The sequence below is a fragment of the Streptomyces sp. NPDC056161 genome (assembly GCF_042268025.1).
Classification (GTDB): domain Bacteria; phylum Actinomycetota; class Actinomycetes; order Streptomycetales; family Streptomycetaceae; genus Streptomyces.
This window is the reverse complement of sequence record NZ_JBHJUV010000090.1, coordinates 9,376-26,416: the sequence shown is the minus strand read 5'-3', so window position 1 is coordinate 26,416 and position 17,041 is coordinate 9,376. Positions and strand designations below refer to the sequence as shown.

The following is a 17,041-nucleotide window of genomic DNA, read 5'->3' as shown; positions in this document are numbered from 1 at the left end:
CAGCACCCCGTAGACGCCGGAATCGCTATCAGAAAATCCACAACACCCCAGCCCAAGCCACCCTCACCACACCAACTACGAACCCCGGAATCACAACACTGAAAACGGCCCTCCGGGCGGGCGGGAGCAGCTTGGCTGACGCGGGTGACCAGCACAGGAGCGGCCCGGGGCCGGGCAGAGCGGGCGGGCGTGGACCAGGTCGGCGGGTTCGAGGCGGTGTTCCTCGACCCGCTGGGGCAGGCAGTGCAGCAGCGGTGGGCGGATGCCGCCATGACGGTGGCGTTCGAGGACCTGCCGCCGGTGTCGGCGTTCCCGGTGGTGCCGGGCAGGCGCTGGGGGCCGGGCCTGTGGTGGTCGGCGACGACCGGGCGGCACGTGGCCGCGGGATCGAACGCGATGTGCACCCAGCTGATGGTGCTGGACCGCGATCGGGACGTGACGGGCCTGGCGGGACGGCCGGTGCGGCTGCTGTGGCGTGAACTGCGCGGGCGGACGCGTTCCTGGGTGCCGCAGCTCTTCGCCCGCCGTGCCGACGGCACCGCGCTGCTCGCCGACTGCCCCGGCCACCCCGACGCGGGCGGTGAACGCGCGAGGAACGCCGCCGAGGCGGTCGCGCAGGCGTGCGCGGACATCGGCTGGACCTACCGGCGCCTGCCGCCGCTCGATGACGTGCTGGCCGCCAACCTGAAGTGGCTGGCCGGGTACCGCCACCCCCGCAACACCGGACACCCCGGTCTGGCGGCAGCGGTTGCGGAGGCGTTCACGCGGCCGCGGCCGCTGGCCGAAGGCGCCGAGGCGGCCGGCGACCCGATCGCCGTCCTGCCCGCTGTCTTCCATGCCCTGTGGCACGGGCGGCTCACGGCCGACCTCACGACGCCTCTGCACGAACGGGCCCTCGTCGGGCCGCAGGGCTGGAACGGTCCGGGCACGAGGGGAGGCGCCCGGTGACCGCGCGGCGCGGTGCCCGGCCGGCCGTGAAGGTCGGTGCGCGCGTCCGGTTCAGCGGCGTGACGTGGCAGGTGGTCGCCCTCTCGGGGCAGGAGATCGGGCTCGTCGGCCCGGACGGCGGCGGCCAGGCCGTGCTCGCCGGGTACCTGTTCGCCGACCCCGGCTTCACCGTCATCGGCGCCGATGCGCCGCAGGCGGCCCCGCAGTGGGGGCTGTTCGAGACCGCCCCCGCCGCGGCACGCGAGAAGGCGCTGGCCTGGCAGCGGCATGTGCGAGAAGTCGAGTGCGGGCTCACCGGCGGGCCCGGCAGCGAAGGACCAGTGCGGCCGCAGTACGACCCGGAGCGGCACACGCTGGCCGAGCGGGAGCAGGCCAAAGCGAAAGAGCTGACCGCGCTGGGCTTCGGCCGGGTGTCGCGCACCACGGTGCAGCGCATGCGACTTGCCTACCGCAAACAAGGCTTGTGGGGGCTCCTCGACCACCGCACCACCCGTGCTTCCAGCCCCACCGGGCGGGCCGACGAACGGGTCGTCGCCGCCGTCCGCGAAGCGCTGCGCCGCCGCCGCGGCCGCTCCCGCGGCACCATCAACGGCCTGTTCCCGCTCATCAACCAGATCCTTCAGGACCGGCACGGCCCCAGTACCGTGCCCGCACCGTCCCAGGCCACGCTGTACCGGCTCGTCACCGCTCTCGCCCGGCCCGGTGAACTGCCCACCGGGCCCGTGAGACAGGTGCCGGCGAGCGTCGACGGGCGGGCCTTCACCCCCGCCACGGCGCTGCGGCCCGGCGAACAGGTCCAGATCGACACCACCCGCCTGGACGTCCTCGCCCTCTTCGACGACGGACGCCTGGCCCGGCCCGAACTCACCATCGCCGTCGATGTCGCCACCCGCGCCATCCTCGCCGCCGTACTGTGCCCGAGTACGACCAAGGCCGTCGACGCCGCGCTGCTGCTCGCGGAGATGGCCGTCCCCCACCCCGCCCGGCCCACCTGGCCCGACATCCTGCGCATGGACCACGCCCCCGCACTCCCCCACCGGCAGTTAGCCACGCTGGACGAGCGCCTGGCCGGCGCGGCGGCCCGGCCCGTCGTCCTGCCCGAGACGATCGTCGTCGACCGCGGCAAAGTCTTCGTCTCCGCCGCGTTCACCGCCGCCTGCGAACACCTCGGCATCAGCGTCCAGCCCGCCCCGCCCCACGCCCCCACCGCCAAAGGCATCGTCGAGCGGACCTTCGGCACCATCAACGCACTGTTCTGCCAGCACCTGCCCGGCTACACCGGCTCCGACGTCACCCGCCGCGGCCCCGACACCGAGAAAGACGCCTGCTACAGCGTCACCCAGCTCCAAGACCTCCTCGACGAATGGCTGGTGCACTACCACCACCGGCCACACGAAGGCCTGCGCCACCCGCTGATACCCCGCAAAGCACTGACCCCGAACCAGATGTGGGCCGCGCTCGTCGCCGTCGCCGGACACGTCCCCGTCCCGCTGACCGGCCGCGACTACCTCGAACTGCTGCCCGTGCGCTGGCAGGCCATCACCCCCGCCGGCATCCGCATCCACCACCGCACCTACGACGCGGACTTTCTCGCCCCCTACCGCGGCCAGGCATCCCCCGTCGCCGGCCGCGGCGGCAAATGGGAAATCCACTACACCCCCCACGACGTCCGCCAGATCTGGATCCGCCTCACCGACGGCCACCTCACAGAGATCCCCTGGATCCACCGCGACCACGTCCACCAGCCATTCAACGACCACACCTGGCAGCACATCCGCACCCACGCCCAGCACAGAAACCACGACGACAGCCAGCAGCACGAAGCCGACCTGGCCGACGCCCTCGACCAGCTCATGCGCCGCGTCCACAGCGGCCACGCCACCACCACCGAACAAGCCCTCCTCGCCCGCGCCACCACGCTGCCCATTCCCGCCGCCCGGCACCCGCACCACGGCACCGGTCCCACCACCAGCGAGCCGGCGCAGCACGGTGAGGACGACAGTATCGACGACCTCGACAACCTCCCCGACGACGACACCCACCCCGCCGCAGCCACCGGATACGGGCTCTACGACGCATACGAGGAAGCTGACAAGTGGTGAACACCCGCCCGCGCCCCGCAGCGCAGAACCCGAGCAGCGCACCCGCCGACCCGGGCAGCGGCAACACGACCGAGCCGTCCTGGCCCCTGACCACCTGGCAGGGCTGGCACCGCTTCGCCGCCACCGACCCGCCCGCACCGCCCCAGCCCGGCGACCCGCCCCGCAGCACCGAGGAACGCCTGGCCTACCACTCCGCGTTCGTCACCATCCGCACCCCCGCCATCAGCCAGCTCGCCACCCAGGTCCGCACCCTGATGATCCTCGGCCGTCACCAGCAGACCACCGCCCGGCCCTCACTGATCGTCACCGGACCCGCCGCAGCCGGGAAAACCACCGCCCTGCTCAACGTCGGCCGCACCTGCCACCTCGCCCACACGCGCCAAAACCCCGCACCACCCGGACCAGCCCACGCCGCGGCACCCGTCGCCTACGTCCTCGTCCCGCCAGGCGCCACCGCGAAAACCCTCATCACCGAGTTCGTCCGCTACCTCGGCATCCCCGTAACCACCCGCATGACCCAGACCCAGATCACCGAAGCCGTCTACCACACCTACACCCAAGCCGGCGTCCAACTCGTCCTCATCGACGAAATCCACCGCCTCAACCCCCGCACCACCACCGGCGCCCAGACCGCCGACCTCATCAAGGACCTCACCGAACGCCTGCCCGCCACCTTCGTCTACGCCGGCATCAACGTCACCGACACCCCCCTCTTCACCGGCACCCGCGGCGCCCAACTCGCAGGACGCGCCACCCTCATCACCTGCGGCCCCCTCCCCGCCCGCCACGGCAGGCGCGAACCCTTCCGCGACGTCATCACCGACATCGAAAACGCCCTCGACCTCCAACAGCACAAACCCGGCACCCTCCCGGCCCACGCCCCCTACCTCCACCAGCGCACCGCAGGCCGCATCGGATCCCTCACCCGACTCATCCGCCAAGCCGCCATCACCGCCATCCACGACGGCACCGAACGCATCACCAAAACCACCCTCGACGCGGTACAACTCGACCACCTCGCCGAACAACACGCCCGCCCCACCCACGGCCGCTAACCCCGCCCATCAACCAGAGAAAACACCTCCGACCAGCGAAAACACCAACCGGGCCTTTACACGCTAGAACTACCTAAAACCCACCCACCCACGCTCCACGCAGAACACATAAACCCAGCTCACACACCCCGCCCACCCCGACCCAACCACCCACCCGGCCTCTCAACACACCCACAACACCCCAGGCCAGCAAACACCCGGCACACCAACAAAACCCCCACCGAGCGTTAGGAAGGTACCCAGCCGGTCGCGGGGGACCTGCACCGTCACCGGACCGACCTCCGTCATGACCTTCTTGGCCCGGTAGCCGTTGCGCATGTTGCCGCCCGAGCGCGACCCGCGCCCGCCGCTCCGGCCGGCCTCGACGGCCAGATGCTCGTCCATCTCGGCCTCCAGGGCGGCCTGCATCAGGTGCTGGGCCAGCTCGGGCAGCAGTCCGCCCTCACCCATCAGCCGCAGACCCTCACTGCCGCGGACCTTCTCGGCCGCAAGCGCGGCCAGCTCCTCCAGCAACTCGCTGGACAGACCATTGGGCGACACCGGCATCGACTTCACGTCGGCACCCTGGACACTGTCACCGGCCACAGCAAGCGACACGCTGCCGGCAGCCTCGATCAGGTGACCCGTCGTCGTACTCATCAGGTGACTCCTTCGGGGAGGAACACACCTAATTCATGACACTCCCCCGCGACATCAGGCCGGGCGGCGGGTCGAGGATTGCCAGCCGGTTGCGCTGCTCGGTGCAGTGCTTCACGACCTCGGCCATCCTGGCGGCGCCCGCGGCGTGGTCGGGTGCGGGTGGCTCCTTCTCGAAGGAGGCGTCTGCGGTCATGTCCCAGAGGCTGGGCACGGCGACCATGGTGACCTCGGGAACGGTCTCCAGAGCGGCGAGGCCGGTGCGGGCGTCCGCGTCCCCGTTCAGGACCTCGGGTGAGACAGCGTTCTGCGGGCTGGTGAAGCCCACCACGTAGCAGGCGCCCCCGCCGTTGGCAAAGAACCCGTAGACAGCTTCGGCCAGGGGAAGGCACCGTTGCCGCGCATGGATCGTGGCCGGGTCGGTCGCATCCGCGAGCTCCCTGGCGATCCCCGCAATGCTGTAGCGGGCGGCGAACTCCCGCCAGCTGCCGATCTTCTGCGGGACGACACGCTCGGCGTCGGTGAACGCCTTGGGGGTCGAGTCCGGATCGTCGTGGGCGCATGCCTTCGTGTAGCCGAGGAACGCCGGGACCGACGTGCTCGCCCCGGTGATCACGCGTACTCCACTGGGGAACTCTTGCGCGTATCCCCCTGGCGGGTTCTGGCTGGTCATCCACACTCCTTGAGGTGAGAGGGCCGCTGCTGGTGCGAACGGCGAAGCCCGTACCCACCCCAGCGCAGGGCGGCGCCCGGCCACCCCTCGCAGAGGCCAAACCACCTTTTCGGGTTAAACGTCTGCGCCTGCGTACCTGAGCTCCTTGGTGGCTCAGGCGGGTGACGGTGGTGGAGGTGCAGCGGGCCTGTTCGCGCGGGGCGGCGTTGTCGTAGTTGAGGACGACGATGGTGGCGGCCTCCAGACGTTTCTGGGTGCGCGGCAAAGTGGTCGTGATCAATATTTGGGCCACGAACAACTGGGACACCTGCGAATCAGGCTCCAACGCCTGAATGTGCTCCGGACCGGCGCCACTCCCCCGCCTGAAACCGGTCCCCGCGCCCCGCCCGCCGTCTCCACATCCCCATCTCCGCAGCACAGGAGGCGGGCCGCCGATCTCGACCGCCATGACACCGATGGACGGCCGGTCGCCCTGGAGCAGCGCACCGGGCACCCGGTCCGCTCCCAGTACAAGCTGCCCAGCTCCGCCCGTGACCACCGTCGATCAACTCTGCGGCGCGCACCCCCGCCGTCACACGCAGCGTCCAGGAACTGCGCGCCGCCGGCGTCACCGTGCTCCTCGGCCAGGGGGCGAGACACCCGGCGACTATGGGAAGAACACGTGCCGGACATCAGTGCGGTGAGCACGACGATGAGCAGCCACACCCCGGCCGCTATGCCTTCACCCGGCCGCCGGCGCCGGGCCTGCGGCAGCTGCGCGACCCGTACAGAGACGACGAGACGGGCGACGGAGAGGATGGATAGCCGCGGGCCCCTTGCCCGGGGTGCCCACCGCATTCATGCCACGTTCTCCTGGCCGGGGAAGCTCCCATCGTCGGTCGCGGCGGCATGTTCGGCGGGCGCGGTGAGGTGCCTGGTGGCGTCCAGGGTTTCCCGAATGTGCTGGGCGAGGGTGTGCTGGTCGGGGTCGTCGATCCAGCGTTCGAAGGCGACCTTGAACGCGGCGATCCCGATTTCGGCCGCGAGTGCTGCGGTGGTGGAATCCAGACCGCGTTCCCGAAGCGCGTGGGCGAGGGCGGAGACGAGTGAGGCCAGTTTGGCCAGTTCACGTTCCTGCAGTTCGGGATTGGCGGCGATGACGGCTTGGCGCTGCCGTACCAGTTCTGCGCGTTCTTCGAAGACCGGAGCGGCTTCGGTCAAGGCGTGGGTGATCACCTCCAGCGGCGCCAGAGGGGCGGCGGCGGTGGCCGTGGCGTGCGCGAGGACGTCAGCCAGGGCGTTGGGCTGGAAGAGGACTTCCCGTTTGTCGATGAAGTGCCGGTAGAAGGTGCGTTCGGTGACCTCGGCCCGGGCGGCGATCTCCGCCACGGTGGTGGCCTCGAAGCCCTTGTCGTTGTAGAGCTCCATCGCCGCCTTCTCCAGGCGGCCTCGTGCGTCGGGTTTCCATCGGCTCATGCTCCGATCCTACACATCGATGACAGAATCTGACATCAAAGCGATGACAGAGACTGACATGGGTGCTACGGTGATGTCACGAACTGACATCACGGCTCTCCGCCCCTGGTGGGGAGCCCGGAGCAAGGGGCAACCCCATGCGCGTATTCGTCACCGGAGCCTCCGGACATCTCGGCTCCGCCGTCGTCCCCGAACTTCTCGAAGCGGGACACCAGGTCGTCGGGCTGGCCCGCTCGGACAAGTCCGCCGCCGCGTTGACAGCTGTCGGCGCCGAGGTGCACCGAGGCGACCTCGACGATCTCGACAGCCTCGCCGCGGCCGCCGCCGCGGCCGACGGCGTCATCCACCTGGCCTTCAAGCACGACGCCATGTTCGCCGGCGACTTCGACGGCGCGGTCGCAGCGGATCTGCGCGCCATCGACGCGCTCGGGGACGCGCTCGCCGGCACCGGCAAGCCCCTGGTGACCACGTCGGGAACCGTGCTGTTCGCCTTCGCGGGACTGCAGGACGCACTCACCGAGGCCGACGCGCTCGACGCGGGCCCGCGGATCGACGCCGAGAACGCGGTGGTCGCACTCGCCGAGCGCGGCATCCGCTCGTCCGTCGTCCGGCTCACTCCGACCGTGCACAGCTCGCTCGACCACAACGGCTTCATCCCGACCTTCATCTCCATCGCCCGGTCCAAGGGCGTCTCCGCCTACGTCGGCGACGGGGCCAACCGCTGGCCCGCCGTGCACACGCTCGACGCGGCACGCCTGTACCGGCTGGCACTGGAATCCGCCCCGGCCGGGTCACGGCTGCACGCCGTCGACGACGAGGGCATCACCTTCCGCCAGATCGCCGAGGGCATCGGCCGCGGGCTGAACCTGCCCGTGGTCAGCATCCCGCCGACCGAGGCCGAGGCCCACTTCGGCTTCCTGAGCGCCCACGCCCAGGCCGACAACCCGTCCTCCAGCACGCTGACCCGCGACCTCCTTGGTTGGACGCCCGTCCAGGCTGGCCTCGTCGACGACCTCGGCCAGGGCCACTACTTCGACATCCACGCGACCACCCCGCGCTGAGGCCCCCCTTCTCCATCCCGGTCCGGTCGCCGCGCCCATCAGACGGCCCGGCGGACCCGGCCCGAACGACCCACCATCCCCTGCACGACCCGGCTGCTGCGCAGCCGAGAGGAAAGAACGACATGAGCACCAAGAACGCACACGAGCGGATCGACGCCGAACTCGCCGAGGTCCTGAAGGCGGTTCCCATGACTGAGGCGGGGGTGTTCGACCTCACCGACCTGGAGGGCACGCGCGCCGGCGTCCGCGCCTTCGCTGAGGCGATCGCGGCCCAGATACCGGATGAGCCGTCCGTGTCGGTCGAAGAGGTCGCCGTGGTCCGCCCGGACGGATCCACCCTCCTCATCCGGCTGCTGCGACCCGCCGAGGCAGCCGGGCCCCTTCCGGTGCTGCTCTGGTTCCACGGCGGCGGGCAGGTCCTCGGGTACGCGGCCCAGGACGATCCCACCCTCAAGCACCTGGTCTTGGAGGTCGGCTGCGTCGTTGCCTCCGTCGACTACCGGCTCGCGCCGGAGGCGCCCGCCCCGGCTGCCGCCGAGGACGGACTGCTCGCCTATCGCTGGCTTCGCAGTCAGGCGGCCTCGCTCGGCATAGACGAGAGCCGCGTCGCCCTGGCCGGGCAGAGCGGCGGCGGTGGTATCGCCGCAGCCACCGCGCTCATGATCCGCGACCAGGGCGAGCCGGCGCCGCTGTTCCAGGCGCTGAGCTACCCGATGCTCGACGACCGCAACACCACCGCGTCCAGTCACGAGGTCACCGACATCGGCATCTGGGACCGCGCAACCAACATCCTGGCCTGGAACCTGATCCTCGGGGACCGCGCCGGCGCCGACGAGGTGCACCCGTACAGCGCACCCGCGCGCGCGACGGACCTCACCGGCCTGCCGCCCACCTTCATCGCAGCCGCCGAACTCGACGTCTTCCGCGACGAGGACCTGAGCTACGCGACGCGGCTCCAGGCCAGCGGCGTGCCCGTCGAACTGCACCTGTACCCCGGCGCCTACCACGCCTGGGACCTCTTCGCCCCCGAAGCCGCGATCAGTGCCACCTATGTCCACACCTGGTACGGATACCTGCGCCGCCAGTTCACTGCCCGTCAGCCCTGAGCATCCGGTTCGCGGCCCGGCCGCGCGGCGATGGCCGGCAGGTCGCCACACGGGTCTGCTGACAGCCGGTAACCCGCCGAGGAAGCCGGCACCCACGTCGGTTTCCTCGGCCCCGTGCTCTGGCCCCCGCAACTCGACGTCGAGCACCCGGACCCGGGCCCGGACCCGGTCCCTCACGAACGGCAACCCCGCCAGGTCCGACCTCATCGGCGACCTCGACCAGGGCCAGTTCGAGACCGCCCCCACACCTCCTCGACCCGGCCTCGCGCGGCCCGCACCGGCAGCACCAACACCGCCGCCCGTTCTCGCCCACATGCGAACCGCGCCCGCGCCTCATCCCTGCTTCAGCTTCTGTGAATCCCCCTGAGGAAACTCCCATGACAACACCAACGGCCACACGGCCACACCCCCCGGCCACAAGAAAGGCATGGCAGACCGCCCTGCTGCTCCCCGTGCTGTGCGGCGTGCAGTTCATCGACGCCTTCGACGTGGCGGCGATGGGCCCCGCACTGCCCAAGATCCAGCAGGCGCTCGGCATGACACCGCAGACGCTCCAGTGGGTGGTGACCGCCTACGTCCTGGGATACGGCGGGTTCCTGCTTCTGGGCGGCCGACTGGCCGACCTGTTCGACCGCAAGCGACTGCTGCTGGTCGCACTGGCCGTGTTCGTCCTGGCCAGCATCGTGGGCGGCCTCGCCACCAGCGCCACCGTGTTGATCGCGGCCCGCCTCATCAAGGGCGTCACCGCTGCCTTCACCGCCCCCGCAGCCCTGTCGATCCTGCTGCACACCTACGACGACGAAGCCAAGCGGCACAAGGCCCTCGGGGCGTTCCTGTCGATCTCGGCGATCGGTTTCACCGGCGGCCTGGTCCTCGGCGGCCTGATGGCGGCCGGCACCTGGCGGCTGGTCCTGCTCGTGCCCGCTGTTCTCGCACTGGTCCTGCTGATCTTGGCCCCCATGGTCATCCCCCGCCCCGAGGCGCAAGCCGAGCGCCAGCGCGTCGACGTACTCGGGGCGCTGACGGTCACCACGGCCCTGATGGCCCTCGTCTACGGCGTCTCCCTGAGCTCCAGCCACGGCTGGAGCAGCAGCCTCACGATCGGCTCCCTCGCGGCGGCCGCCGTTCTCGGTGCCGCCTTCGTCCAGATGCAGCGGGTGCGTCGCTCTCCGCTCGTCCCGCTGGCGATCTTCCGCAGGCCCGGTCTCGCCCGCGGCAACATCACGATCCTCCTGCTCCAGGGCAGCTACATCGCCTGGCAGTTCGTCGCCACGCTCTACCTCCAGAACGCCCACGGCTGGTCGCCCCTCGAAGTAGGGCTCATCTTCGCGCCGGGCGGATTCCTCACCCTGCTGACCGCGCAGCGCTGGGCCGGGCAAGTCATGCGGCGCGGCGCCTGGCCGATCGCGACCGCGGGCATGGTCCTCATGCTCTTCGGCATCCTGTGGACGGAGACGCTCGGATCGCTCGACAGCATCCTGGTCTTCGGCATCGCCACCATCGTTATGGGGCTGGGCTTCCCCATGAGTTACGTCGGCGCGAACATCAGCGCCATCGCCGGAGCCCGCCCCCAGGAACACGGCCTCGCCTCCGGCCTGTTCATCGCCTCCGCGCAGGTGGGCAGCGGAGTCGTCCTCGGCGTCGTGGCCACCGTCTTCGGCCACGCTGTCCATGCCGACGTGGCGGACTACCGCGCCGGGCTCGCCGTCACCCTCGCCGCCGCCGTCCTGGCCACTGCGGCCTGCCTGACCGGACTACGCCGACGCACCGCCGCGACCGGTCCGAACCAGGCGTCCCCGGCATCCGACACGCTGGACGCCTGACGGCGGTGCACCGGCCGGCCCCTGCAACGCCTGGGCAGCTCGGCCCAGGGCGTTACGCTACACCAGCGAGAGACCGGCTGAACACCACACCCGCCGAACAACCCGCATCCGCGCTACTTTCCGACGAGAGGCCCCGCCCTGGGCGGGGCCTCTCGCAAACGACCCCCTTTGCCAGAGCAAGATCGAAAGTGCGCCCCCGGGTATCTGTTGATCTTCGATCGGTTCTCAGAACTCGTTCTCACTCACAAACGGGTCGAGCCCCCTTCTGAGACTTGCATTGTGCGAAGATCCGGGCCCATGACGGACCCTCACAACCCCTCGGCGGCCGACACGGACGACGTCGAACGCCACCCCTGCCCTCGCTGCGGCGTCCAGCCCGGATCGCCCTGCCGCTCGCGCGGCGGCGCGGTCGCCGGCACTTACCACACCGGCCAGTTCACGAAGGTGCCCCGCTTGAAGAAGGCGCTGCGCGTACCCACCCCGGCCGACCGAGGACCCGGGCAGCCGTGGCGGCCAGGCACTCCGCCCCCAGCCCCCGTTGCCGAGGACGCCCCGGGCGGAGACATCCGAATCGGCTACGCACGCTGCTCGCACCTCAGCCAGGATCTCGACTCCCAGCTCGACGCGCTCACCGCGCACGGCATCCCCCGAGACAAGATCTTCAGCGAGAAGATCAGCACCCGCGTACGGGTGCGCCCCCAGTTCGAGAAGGCGCTCCGTATGGCACGGGAGATCAAGGCGCACGCCCCGCACTGCCGGGTCATCATCACCGTCTACGAGATGAAGCGGCTGGGCCGCGACGCCGCCGAACTCACCGCGCTCGCCGACCACCTCACCGCCCACGGACTGGTCCTGGAGATGCTCGCCGGACCCCTGCCCGGCCTCTACGACCCCACCGGGCCGGGCAAGCTGCTGTTCGCATTTCTCGCAGCGATGGCAGAGGCGGAGCGGGAGAACATCCGGGAGTCGACGCTGGAAGGGCTCGACACCGCGGCCCGGAAGGGCAAACACGGCGGCCGGCCACCGGTCATCACCGACGACATGCTCCACACCGTGCTCCGGCGCCGGGCGAACGGGGAGTCGGTCGAGCAGATCCAGCCCGACCTGATCATCCCCACCGGGAAGCGCAAGGGACAGAACCCGTCCGTCGCCAGCATCTACCGGGCGCTCGCCGAGCACGCCAAGCGCGAGGCATACCCCGAAGCCATCGAACAGGCACACACCGACTTCGCCGCCCTCCAGCCCGGCGAACTCCCCGGCCCGCGCACGCCGGCGACGGAACCCGCTCGGTGACACGGCGCCGCGTCAGCCGCTACCGCTAATTCCCGTTCCGATACTCCCCAAGGGCCCTGCCGCCGCTGCTCTGCTCATCCCCGCAACCGCCCACGCCACCACCGCCGACGCCACGCGGCGTGCACCCGGCGAGACCGTCACCCTGCCCGTTACCGACGCCCTCGGGCGGCTGCCGGTCCGTGACGAGGACCGCACCGGATACCAGCGCGACAAATTCCGGCACTGGATCGACGCCGACAAGGACGGCTGCAACACCCGGGCAGAAGTACTGAAGGCCGAGGCCGTCATCGCCCCCGAGCAGGGCGCCAACTGCACGCTCACCGGGGGCGAGTGGTTCTCCCCGTATGACAGCCGCTACATCGAGGGGCCCCGCGGCCTCGACATCGACCACCTGGTCCCGCTCGCCGAAGCCTGGGACTCCGGCGCCTCCGCCTGGGCCCCGAAACAACGCGAAGAGTACGCCAACGACCTGGGCGACGACCGTGCACTGATCGCGGTGTCCGCGGCCAGCAACCGGTCGAAGGCCGACCAGGACCCGAGCACCTGCCTCCCGCCGGCCAAGGACTACCACTGCCAGTACGTCACGGACTGGGTCGCCGACAAGACCCGGTGGGGGCTCAGCATCGACGCCACCGAGAAGACCGCCCTCACCGCCGTACTCAACAGCTGCCCCGACATCCCCATCACCGTGACACTGGCCAGGTAGTCCAGCTACCACCCCACGCCCCACCGAAATCGCCCGCCGCCGACGCCCGATGAACCGGCGGCGGGCCCATGACCGTCATCAAGAAGGAGCCGCCCCCGAGGAGGGCCGCTTCCGCGACGGGCACGCCCCGGGGCAGGCCGGCTGCACCGGAGGCCCGCTCACCGACGGACACAGTCAGACCTCGATGCAGGCGACGACCACGACCGCCGTGCGCAGGGCGGGAACCCAGCAGAGCAGGCGTACGCGCTCGACCCCGTCGGTGTCCTGGCGCAGCCGAGGGCCGACGGTATCGCCGGGCAGCGCCTCACCGAGGTCCGGGCGACGGAGACGACGACCAGGGCGCGGTCCAAGGCGTGGGTCTCCCGCCTCGCTGGCGATGTTCTCCAGCTGCTTGGCGGCAGCGTCGGAGGAGGCGATCCGGGCACGGCGCGGGCCGGGGTGCGGGCCATCAGGCGACGGCCGGACGCTGGCGAGCAAGCCGGGCGAGGTGGGCCTCGCACAGGTCCTCCCACGGCGTGCAGTCCTCCACCGGCGGCAGTCCGTCGCCGTCCTGGTCCACGTCGTCACCGCGCCGCGCACCAAATGGCGCGTGATGCGCGCCCCAGCCACCGAGACGCGGGCGCCGACACCCGTACACGACCCGGACCGGGCCGCCCACCGCACCCGCACCCGCACCCGCACCCGCGCCGACGCAGGAGACACAGCATGAGCACCGAGCAGCATGTCGCGGACGCAGAGGAGGTTTCATACACCCACCCGACCAAGATCACCCGACCAGGAACCACGCTCGATCAGAACCGTCCCCGTGATCGATAGGACAACGGCTTCTCACCGTCTCCGGGGACGTTTTAGGCGATCCGCCGGCATCCCCTGAACCGGCTGTTCGGTGTCCTCGCGGGCTCTGGTGCCCAGGGTGACGGGCAGCCCCTGCGGCAGGTATGCCCCGGCTGCCGGCATGGCGGGCCGCCCGGACACAGAGGCGTCCGTGTCCCCGTCCGCCACGACCGGGACATACCCCGCCCGGCCAGAAGCAGTAACAGGGCCCCAGGGCAAGGACCCCACCCCGTCCCCCGTCCAGGGATACACGGGGGACGCAGCCCCCAGCCCCCACGCCCCCGGCTCCTGCGTGGCCTGCGTCTGTGTGAGTGTGTCCGTCCCGGGAGGATGGACGTCCCATGCCGCCCCGGGCGGGTATCCACCGGTGTAGGGCACGGCAGGATTGACCGGAGCAGACCAGAACCCGGACCCCCCCGACGCCCCGGACAGCGTGTCAACGCTCCCGCCGCCAAACCCGCCCGGTACCAACCCACCCCCGGAACCGCCGGACAGTACCTCCGCGAACCCCGGCCGCCCCTCCGGGAATCCGGGCTGCACAGGCTGCGCGGGAGGGACATCGTCACCCTGGCCCAGAGGGATACCGTCCTGTGTCCACGGCATCCCCGTACCGGGCGGCAGACCCCTGCCGGCCTGCCACAAGCCCGGCCCGCCGCCATGGCTCCCCTCACGCCCCCCGGCCAGGAACGGATCCCCCACGGCACCGGTCGCACCGGTGGTACCGGCGGCGAGTTGCTCCTGCCAGGCGGGCACCGCTGCCACCGGCAGCGAAGAAACAGACGCGGCAACCGGACGCCACTGCCCGGACAGCAGAACCGGCACGGCAGAAGAACCCGCCCTCTTCACACCGCTCTCCCGTTCTACACCCTGATCGATGTAGAAACTGCCGTCCTCCCGCGGCAGCAGCGGAATCTGCGCATCCCGCAGTACCTTCTCCTCCGCAGGACTCGCCTTGCAGCCAGGCTTGAGGAGATCGTGCATCCGCCGCCGGGCCCTGGCCTCCCCCGCGGGCGCGCCTTTCCTGCTCTGTGTCGGCAGTACGCCATGCGGGACCAGGGCAGAGGAACCCTCTGTCAGCCCGTACAACTCCGCGATGGCCACGGCACTGTCGAACCCGGCCACTGCAGCAGCCTCATCACTCTCCCGCTCTACACCCGGAGCGATGCAGAAACTGCCGTCCTGCCGCCGCAGCAGCGGAATCCCCGCCTCCCGCAGCACCTCCACCTCCGCAACACTCGCCCGGCGGTCAGGCTCGAGGAGATCGCGCATCCGCCGCCGGGCCCTCGCCTCCCACTCAGGCGCGCCTTTCCTGCTCTGTGTCGGCAGTACGCCGTGCGGGACCAAGGCGGTGGAACCCTCTGTCAGCCCGTACAACTCCGCGATGGCCTCGACCCGGGCCGTTGCAGCAGCCTCATCACTCACCCGCACTACACCCTGATCGATGTAGAAACTGCCGTCCTGCCGCCGCAGCAGCGGAATCCCCGCCTCCCGCAGCACCTTCGCCTCCGCAGCATTCGCCCGGTACTCGGGCTTGAGGAGCGTGTGCATCCGCCGCCGGGCCCTCGCCTCCCCGGCGGGTGCGCCTTTCCTGCTCTGTGTCGGCAGTACGCCGTGCGGGACCATGGCGGTGGAACCCTCTGTCAGCCCGTACAACGCCGCGATGGCCACGGCACTGTCGCCCCGGGCCGTTGCAGCAGCCTGATCACTCTCCCGCTCTACACCCCGGTCGATGTAGTGACCGTCCTGCCGCTGCAGCAGCGGAATCCCCGCCTCCCGCAGCACCTCCACCTCCGCAGGACTCGCCCGGTACTCGGGCTTGAGGAGCGTGTGCATCCGCCGCCGGGCCTTCGCCTCCCCCTCAGGCGCGCCTTTCCTGCTCTGCGTCGGCAGCACGCCGCGCGGGACCAGGGGGAGTGAGCCGTCCTGCGGGAAGTACAGAGCCCGGATCCCGGCCGCGGACTGGTCACGGCCACCACTACCAGCATGCTGATCCATAATCTCACCGTCTCCGGGGACGCTTTAGGCGATCCGCCGGCATCCCCTGAACCGGCAGTTCCGTGTCCTCGCGGGCTCTGGTGCCCAGGGTGACGGGCAGCCCCTGCGGCAGGTACCCCCCGGCCGCCGACGTGGCGGGCCGCCCGGACACAGAGGCGTCCGCGTCCCCGTCCGCCACGACCGGAACATACCCCGCCCGGCCAGAAGCAATAACAGGATCCCCCGGCAACGACCCCACCCCGTCCCCCGCCCGGGAATACACGGGGGACGCAGCCCCCAGACCCCACGCCCCCAGCTCCCCCGCCGCCAACTCCTGCGTGGCCTGCGTCTGTGTGAGTGTGTCCGTCCCGGGAGGATGGACGTCCCATGCCGCCCCGGGCGGGTATCCACCGGTGTAGGGCACGGCAGGATTGACCGGAGCAGACCAGAACCCGGACACCCCCGACAGCGTGTCAACGCTCCCGCCGCCAAACCCGCCCGGCACCAAGACATCCACGTCCCCGCAGACCATCGGACCCGGCCCGCCCCCGGAACCGCCGGACAGCCCCTCCGCAAAAAACCCCGGCCGAACCTCCGCAAACCCGGGCTGCACAGGCTGTGCGGGAGGGACATCGTCACCCTGGCCCAGAGGGATACCGTCCTGTGTCCACGGCATCCCCGTACCGGGCGGCAGACCCCTGCCGGCCTGCCACAAGCCCGGCCCGCCGCCATGGCTCCCCTCATGCCCGCCGGTTGCGGGCGGGTCCCCGACAGCACCCACCGCACCCGTCGCACCGGTGGCACCGGCGGCGAGCTGCTCCGGCCAGGCGGGCACCGCTGCCACCGGCAGCGAAGAAACAGACGCGGCAACCGGACGCCACTGCCCGGACAGCAGAACCGGCACGGCAGAAGAACCCGCCCTCTTCACACCGCTCTCCCGCACTACGCCCGGAGCGATGTAGAAACCGCCGTTCTCCCGCTGCAGCAACGCAATCCCCGCCTCCCGCAGCACCTTCACCTCCGCAGGACTCGCCCGGTGGCCAGGCGTGAGGAGATTGTGCATCCGCCGCCGGGCCCTCGCCTCCCCCGCAGGCGCGCCTTTCCTTCCCCGTGCCGGCAGTACGCCGCGCGGGACCAGAGCAGAGGAACCCTCTGTCAGGCCGTACAACTCCGCAATGGCACTGGCCCTGTCGACCCGGACCACTGCAGCAGCCTCATCACTCACCCGCTCCACACCCGGATCGATGCAGAAACTTCCGTCCTGCCGCCGCAGCAGCGGAATCCCCGCCTCCCGCAGCACCTTCACCTCCGCAGGACTCGCCCGGTGGCCAGGCGTGAGGAGATTGTGCATCCGCCGCCGGGCCCTCGCCTCCCC

The 17,041-nt window shown here is 70.8% G+C and carries 12 protein-coding genes and 1 pseudogene; 8 read left to right on the top strand and 5 right to left on the bottom strand.

The window, feature by feature from the left end; translation table 11 throughout:
* The first annotated feature begins 144 nt into the window (after window positions 1-144).
* From ACFC09_RS43325 to ACFC09_RS43315, 3 genes are all read left to right on the top strand, one after another.
* On the top strand, window positions 145-948 hold the full coding sequence (locus ACFC09_RS43325; RefSeq protein ID WP_376538225.1) for a TnsA-like heteromeric transposase endonuclease subunit: 804 nt from the start codon (window positions 145-147) through the stop codon (window positions 946-948).
* Window positions 945-3,050 (top strand): Mu transposase C-terminal domain-containing protein, encoded by a 2,106-nt coding sequence (locus ACFC09_RS43320; protein WP_376538223.1) that lies wholly within the window; start codon window positions 945-947, stop codon window positions 3,048-3,050. Before ACFC09_RS43325 ends, ACFC09_RS43320 begins: the two co-directional genes overlap by 4 nt.
* Window positions 3,051-3,136: 86 nt before the next feature.
* The gene (locus ACFC09_RS43315) at window positions 3,137-4,105 is read left to right on the top strand and encodes a TniB family NTP-binding protein (protein ID WP_376538229.1); all 969 of its coding nucleotides are present in this window, start codon (window positions 3,137-3,139) and stop codon (window positions 4,103-4,105) included.
* A 162-nt stretch (window positions 4,106-4,267) separates the two neighbouring features.
* Here ACFC09_RS43315 and ACFC09_RS43310 read toward each other — a convergent pair whose 3' ends face one another.
* The 3 genes from ACFC09_RS43310 to ACFC09_RS43300 form a co-directional block, all read right to left on the bottom strand.
* On the bottom strand, window positions 4,268-4,744 hold the full coding sequence (locus tag ACFC09_RS43310; protein ID WP_376538221.1) for a transposase: 477 nt from the start codon (window positions 4,742-4,744) through the stop codon (window positions 4,268-4,270).
* Window positions 4,745-4,772: 28 nt separating this feature from the next.
* Window positions 4,773-5,414: a hypothetical protein gene (locus tag ACFC09_RS43305; RefSeq protein ID WP_376538219.1), complete on the bottom strand. Its 642-nt coding sequence runs from the start codon at window positions 5,412-5,414 to the stop codon at window positions 4,773-4,775.
* Between the two features lie 837 nt (window positions 5,415-6,251).
* Complete coding sequence (locus ACFC09_RS43300; RefSeq protein ID WP_376538217.1) at window positions 6,252-6,869, bottom strand: TetR/AcrR family transcriptional regulator; 618 nt, start codon at window positions 6,867-6,869, stop codon at window positions 6,252-6,254.
* A gap of 137 nt (window positions 6,870-7,006) precedes the next feature.
* Between ACFC09_RS43300 and ACFC09_RS43295 the strand changes: the two genes are divergently transcribed.
* From ACFC09_RS43295 to ACFC09_RS43275, 5 genes are all read left to right on the top strand, one after another.
* Window positions 7,007-7,930 carry an SDR family oxidoreductase gene (locus ACFC09_RS43295; RefSeq protein WP_376538215.1) on the top strand — a complete coding sequence of 308 codons (924 nt, stop codon included), beginning with the start codon at window positions 7,007-7,009 and terminating at the stop codon, window positions 7,928-7,930.
* Between the two features lie 122 nt (window positions 7,931-8,052).
* Window positions 8,053-9,036, top strand: a complete 984-nt coding sequence (locus tag ACFC09_RS43290; RefSeq protein WP_376538213.1) for an alpha/beta hydrolase — start codon at window positions 8,053-8,055, stop codon at window positions 9,034-9,036.
* A 377-nt stretch (window positions 9,037-9,413) separates the two neighbouring features.
* Window positions 9,414-10,859: an MFS transporter gene (locus ACFC09_RS43285; protein WP_376538211.1), complete on the top strand. Its 1,446-nt coding sequence runs from the start codon at window positions 9,414-9,416 to the stop codon at window positions 10,857-10,859.
* Between the two features lie 297 nt (window positions 10,860-11,156).
* The gene (locus ACFC09_RS43280) at window positions 11,157-12,152 is read left to right on the top strand and encodes a recombinase family protein (RefSeq protein WP_376538209.1); all 996 of its coding nucleotides are present in this window, start codon (window positions 11,157-11,159) and stop codon (window positions 12,150-12,152) included.
* A gap of 70 nt (window positions 12,153-12,222) precedes the next feature.
* Window positions 12,223-12,858 (top strand): HNH endonuclease family protein, encoded by a 636-nt coding sequence (locus tag ACFC09_RS43275; protein WP_376538227.1) that lies wholly within the window; start codon window positions 12,223-12,225, stop codon window positions 12,856-12,858.
* A gap of 174 nt (window positions 12,859-13,032) precedes the next feature.
* On the opposite strand, the pseudogene ACFC09_RS43270 reads toward ACFC09_RS43275, so the two are convergent.
* Together ACFC09_RS43270 and ACFC09_RS43265 are read right to left on the bottom strand one after the other, a co-directional pair.
* Window positions 13,033-13,335, bottom strand: a pseudogene (locus tag ACFC09_RS43270) (hypothetical protein).
* A gap of 351 nt (window positions 13,336-13,686) precedes the next feature.
* Window positions 13,687-15,687: a hypothetical protein gene (locus tag ACFC09_RS43265; RefSeq protein WP_376538207.1), complete on the bottom strand. Its 2,001-nt coding sequence runs from the start codon at window positions 15,685-15,687 to the stop codon at window positions 13,687-13,689.
* Window positions 15,688-17,041 lie beyond the last annotated feature (1,354 nt).

Excerpts from the sequence above, each read along its gene's own strand:
- ACFC09_RS43310 (WP_376538221.1), bottom strand. The coding sequence starts at position 4,744 with ATGAGTACGACGACGGGTCACCTGATCGAGGCTGCCGGCAGCGTGTCG.
- ACFC09_RS43305 (WP_376538219.1), bottom strand. The coding sequence starts at position 5,414 with ATGACCAGCCAGAACCCGCCAGGGGGATACGCGCAAGAGTTCCCCAGT.
- ACFC09_RS43300 (WP_376538217.1), bottom strand. The coding sequence starts at position 6,869 with ATGAGCCGATGGAAACCCGACGCACGAGGCCGCCTGGAGAAGGCGGCG.
- ACFC09_RS43295 (WP_376538215.1), top strand. The coding sequence starts at position 7,007 with ATGCGCGTATTCGTCACCGGAGCCTCCGGACATCTCGGCTCCGCCGTC.
- ACFC09_RS43290 (WP_376538213.1), top strand. The coding sequence starts at position 8,053 with ATGAGCACCAAGAACGCACACGAGCGGATCGACGCCGAACTCGCCGAG.
- ACFC09_RS43285 (WP_376538211.1), top strand. The coding sequence starts at position 9,414 with ATGACAACACCAACGGCCACACGGCCACACCCCCCGGCCACAAGAAAG.
- ACFC09_RS43280 (WP_376538209.1), top strand. The coding sequence starts at position 11,157 with ATGACGGACCCTCACAACCCCTCGGCGGCCGACACGGACGACGTCGAA.
- ACFC09_RS43265 (WP_376538207.1), bottom strand. The coding sequence starts at position 15,687 with ATGGATCAGCATGCTGGTAGTGGTGGCCGTGACCAGTCCGCGGCCGGG.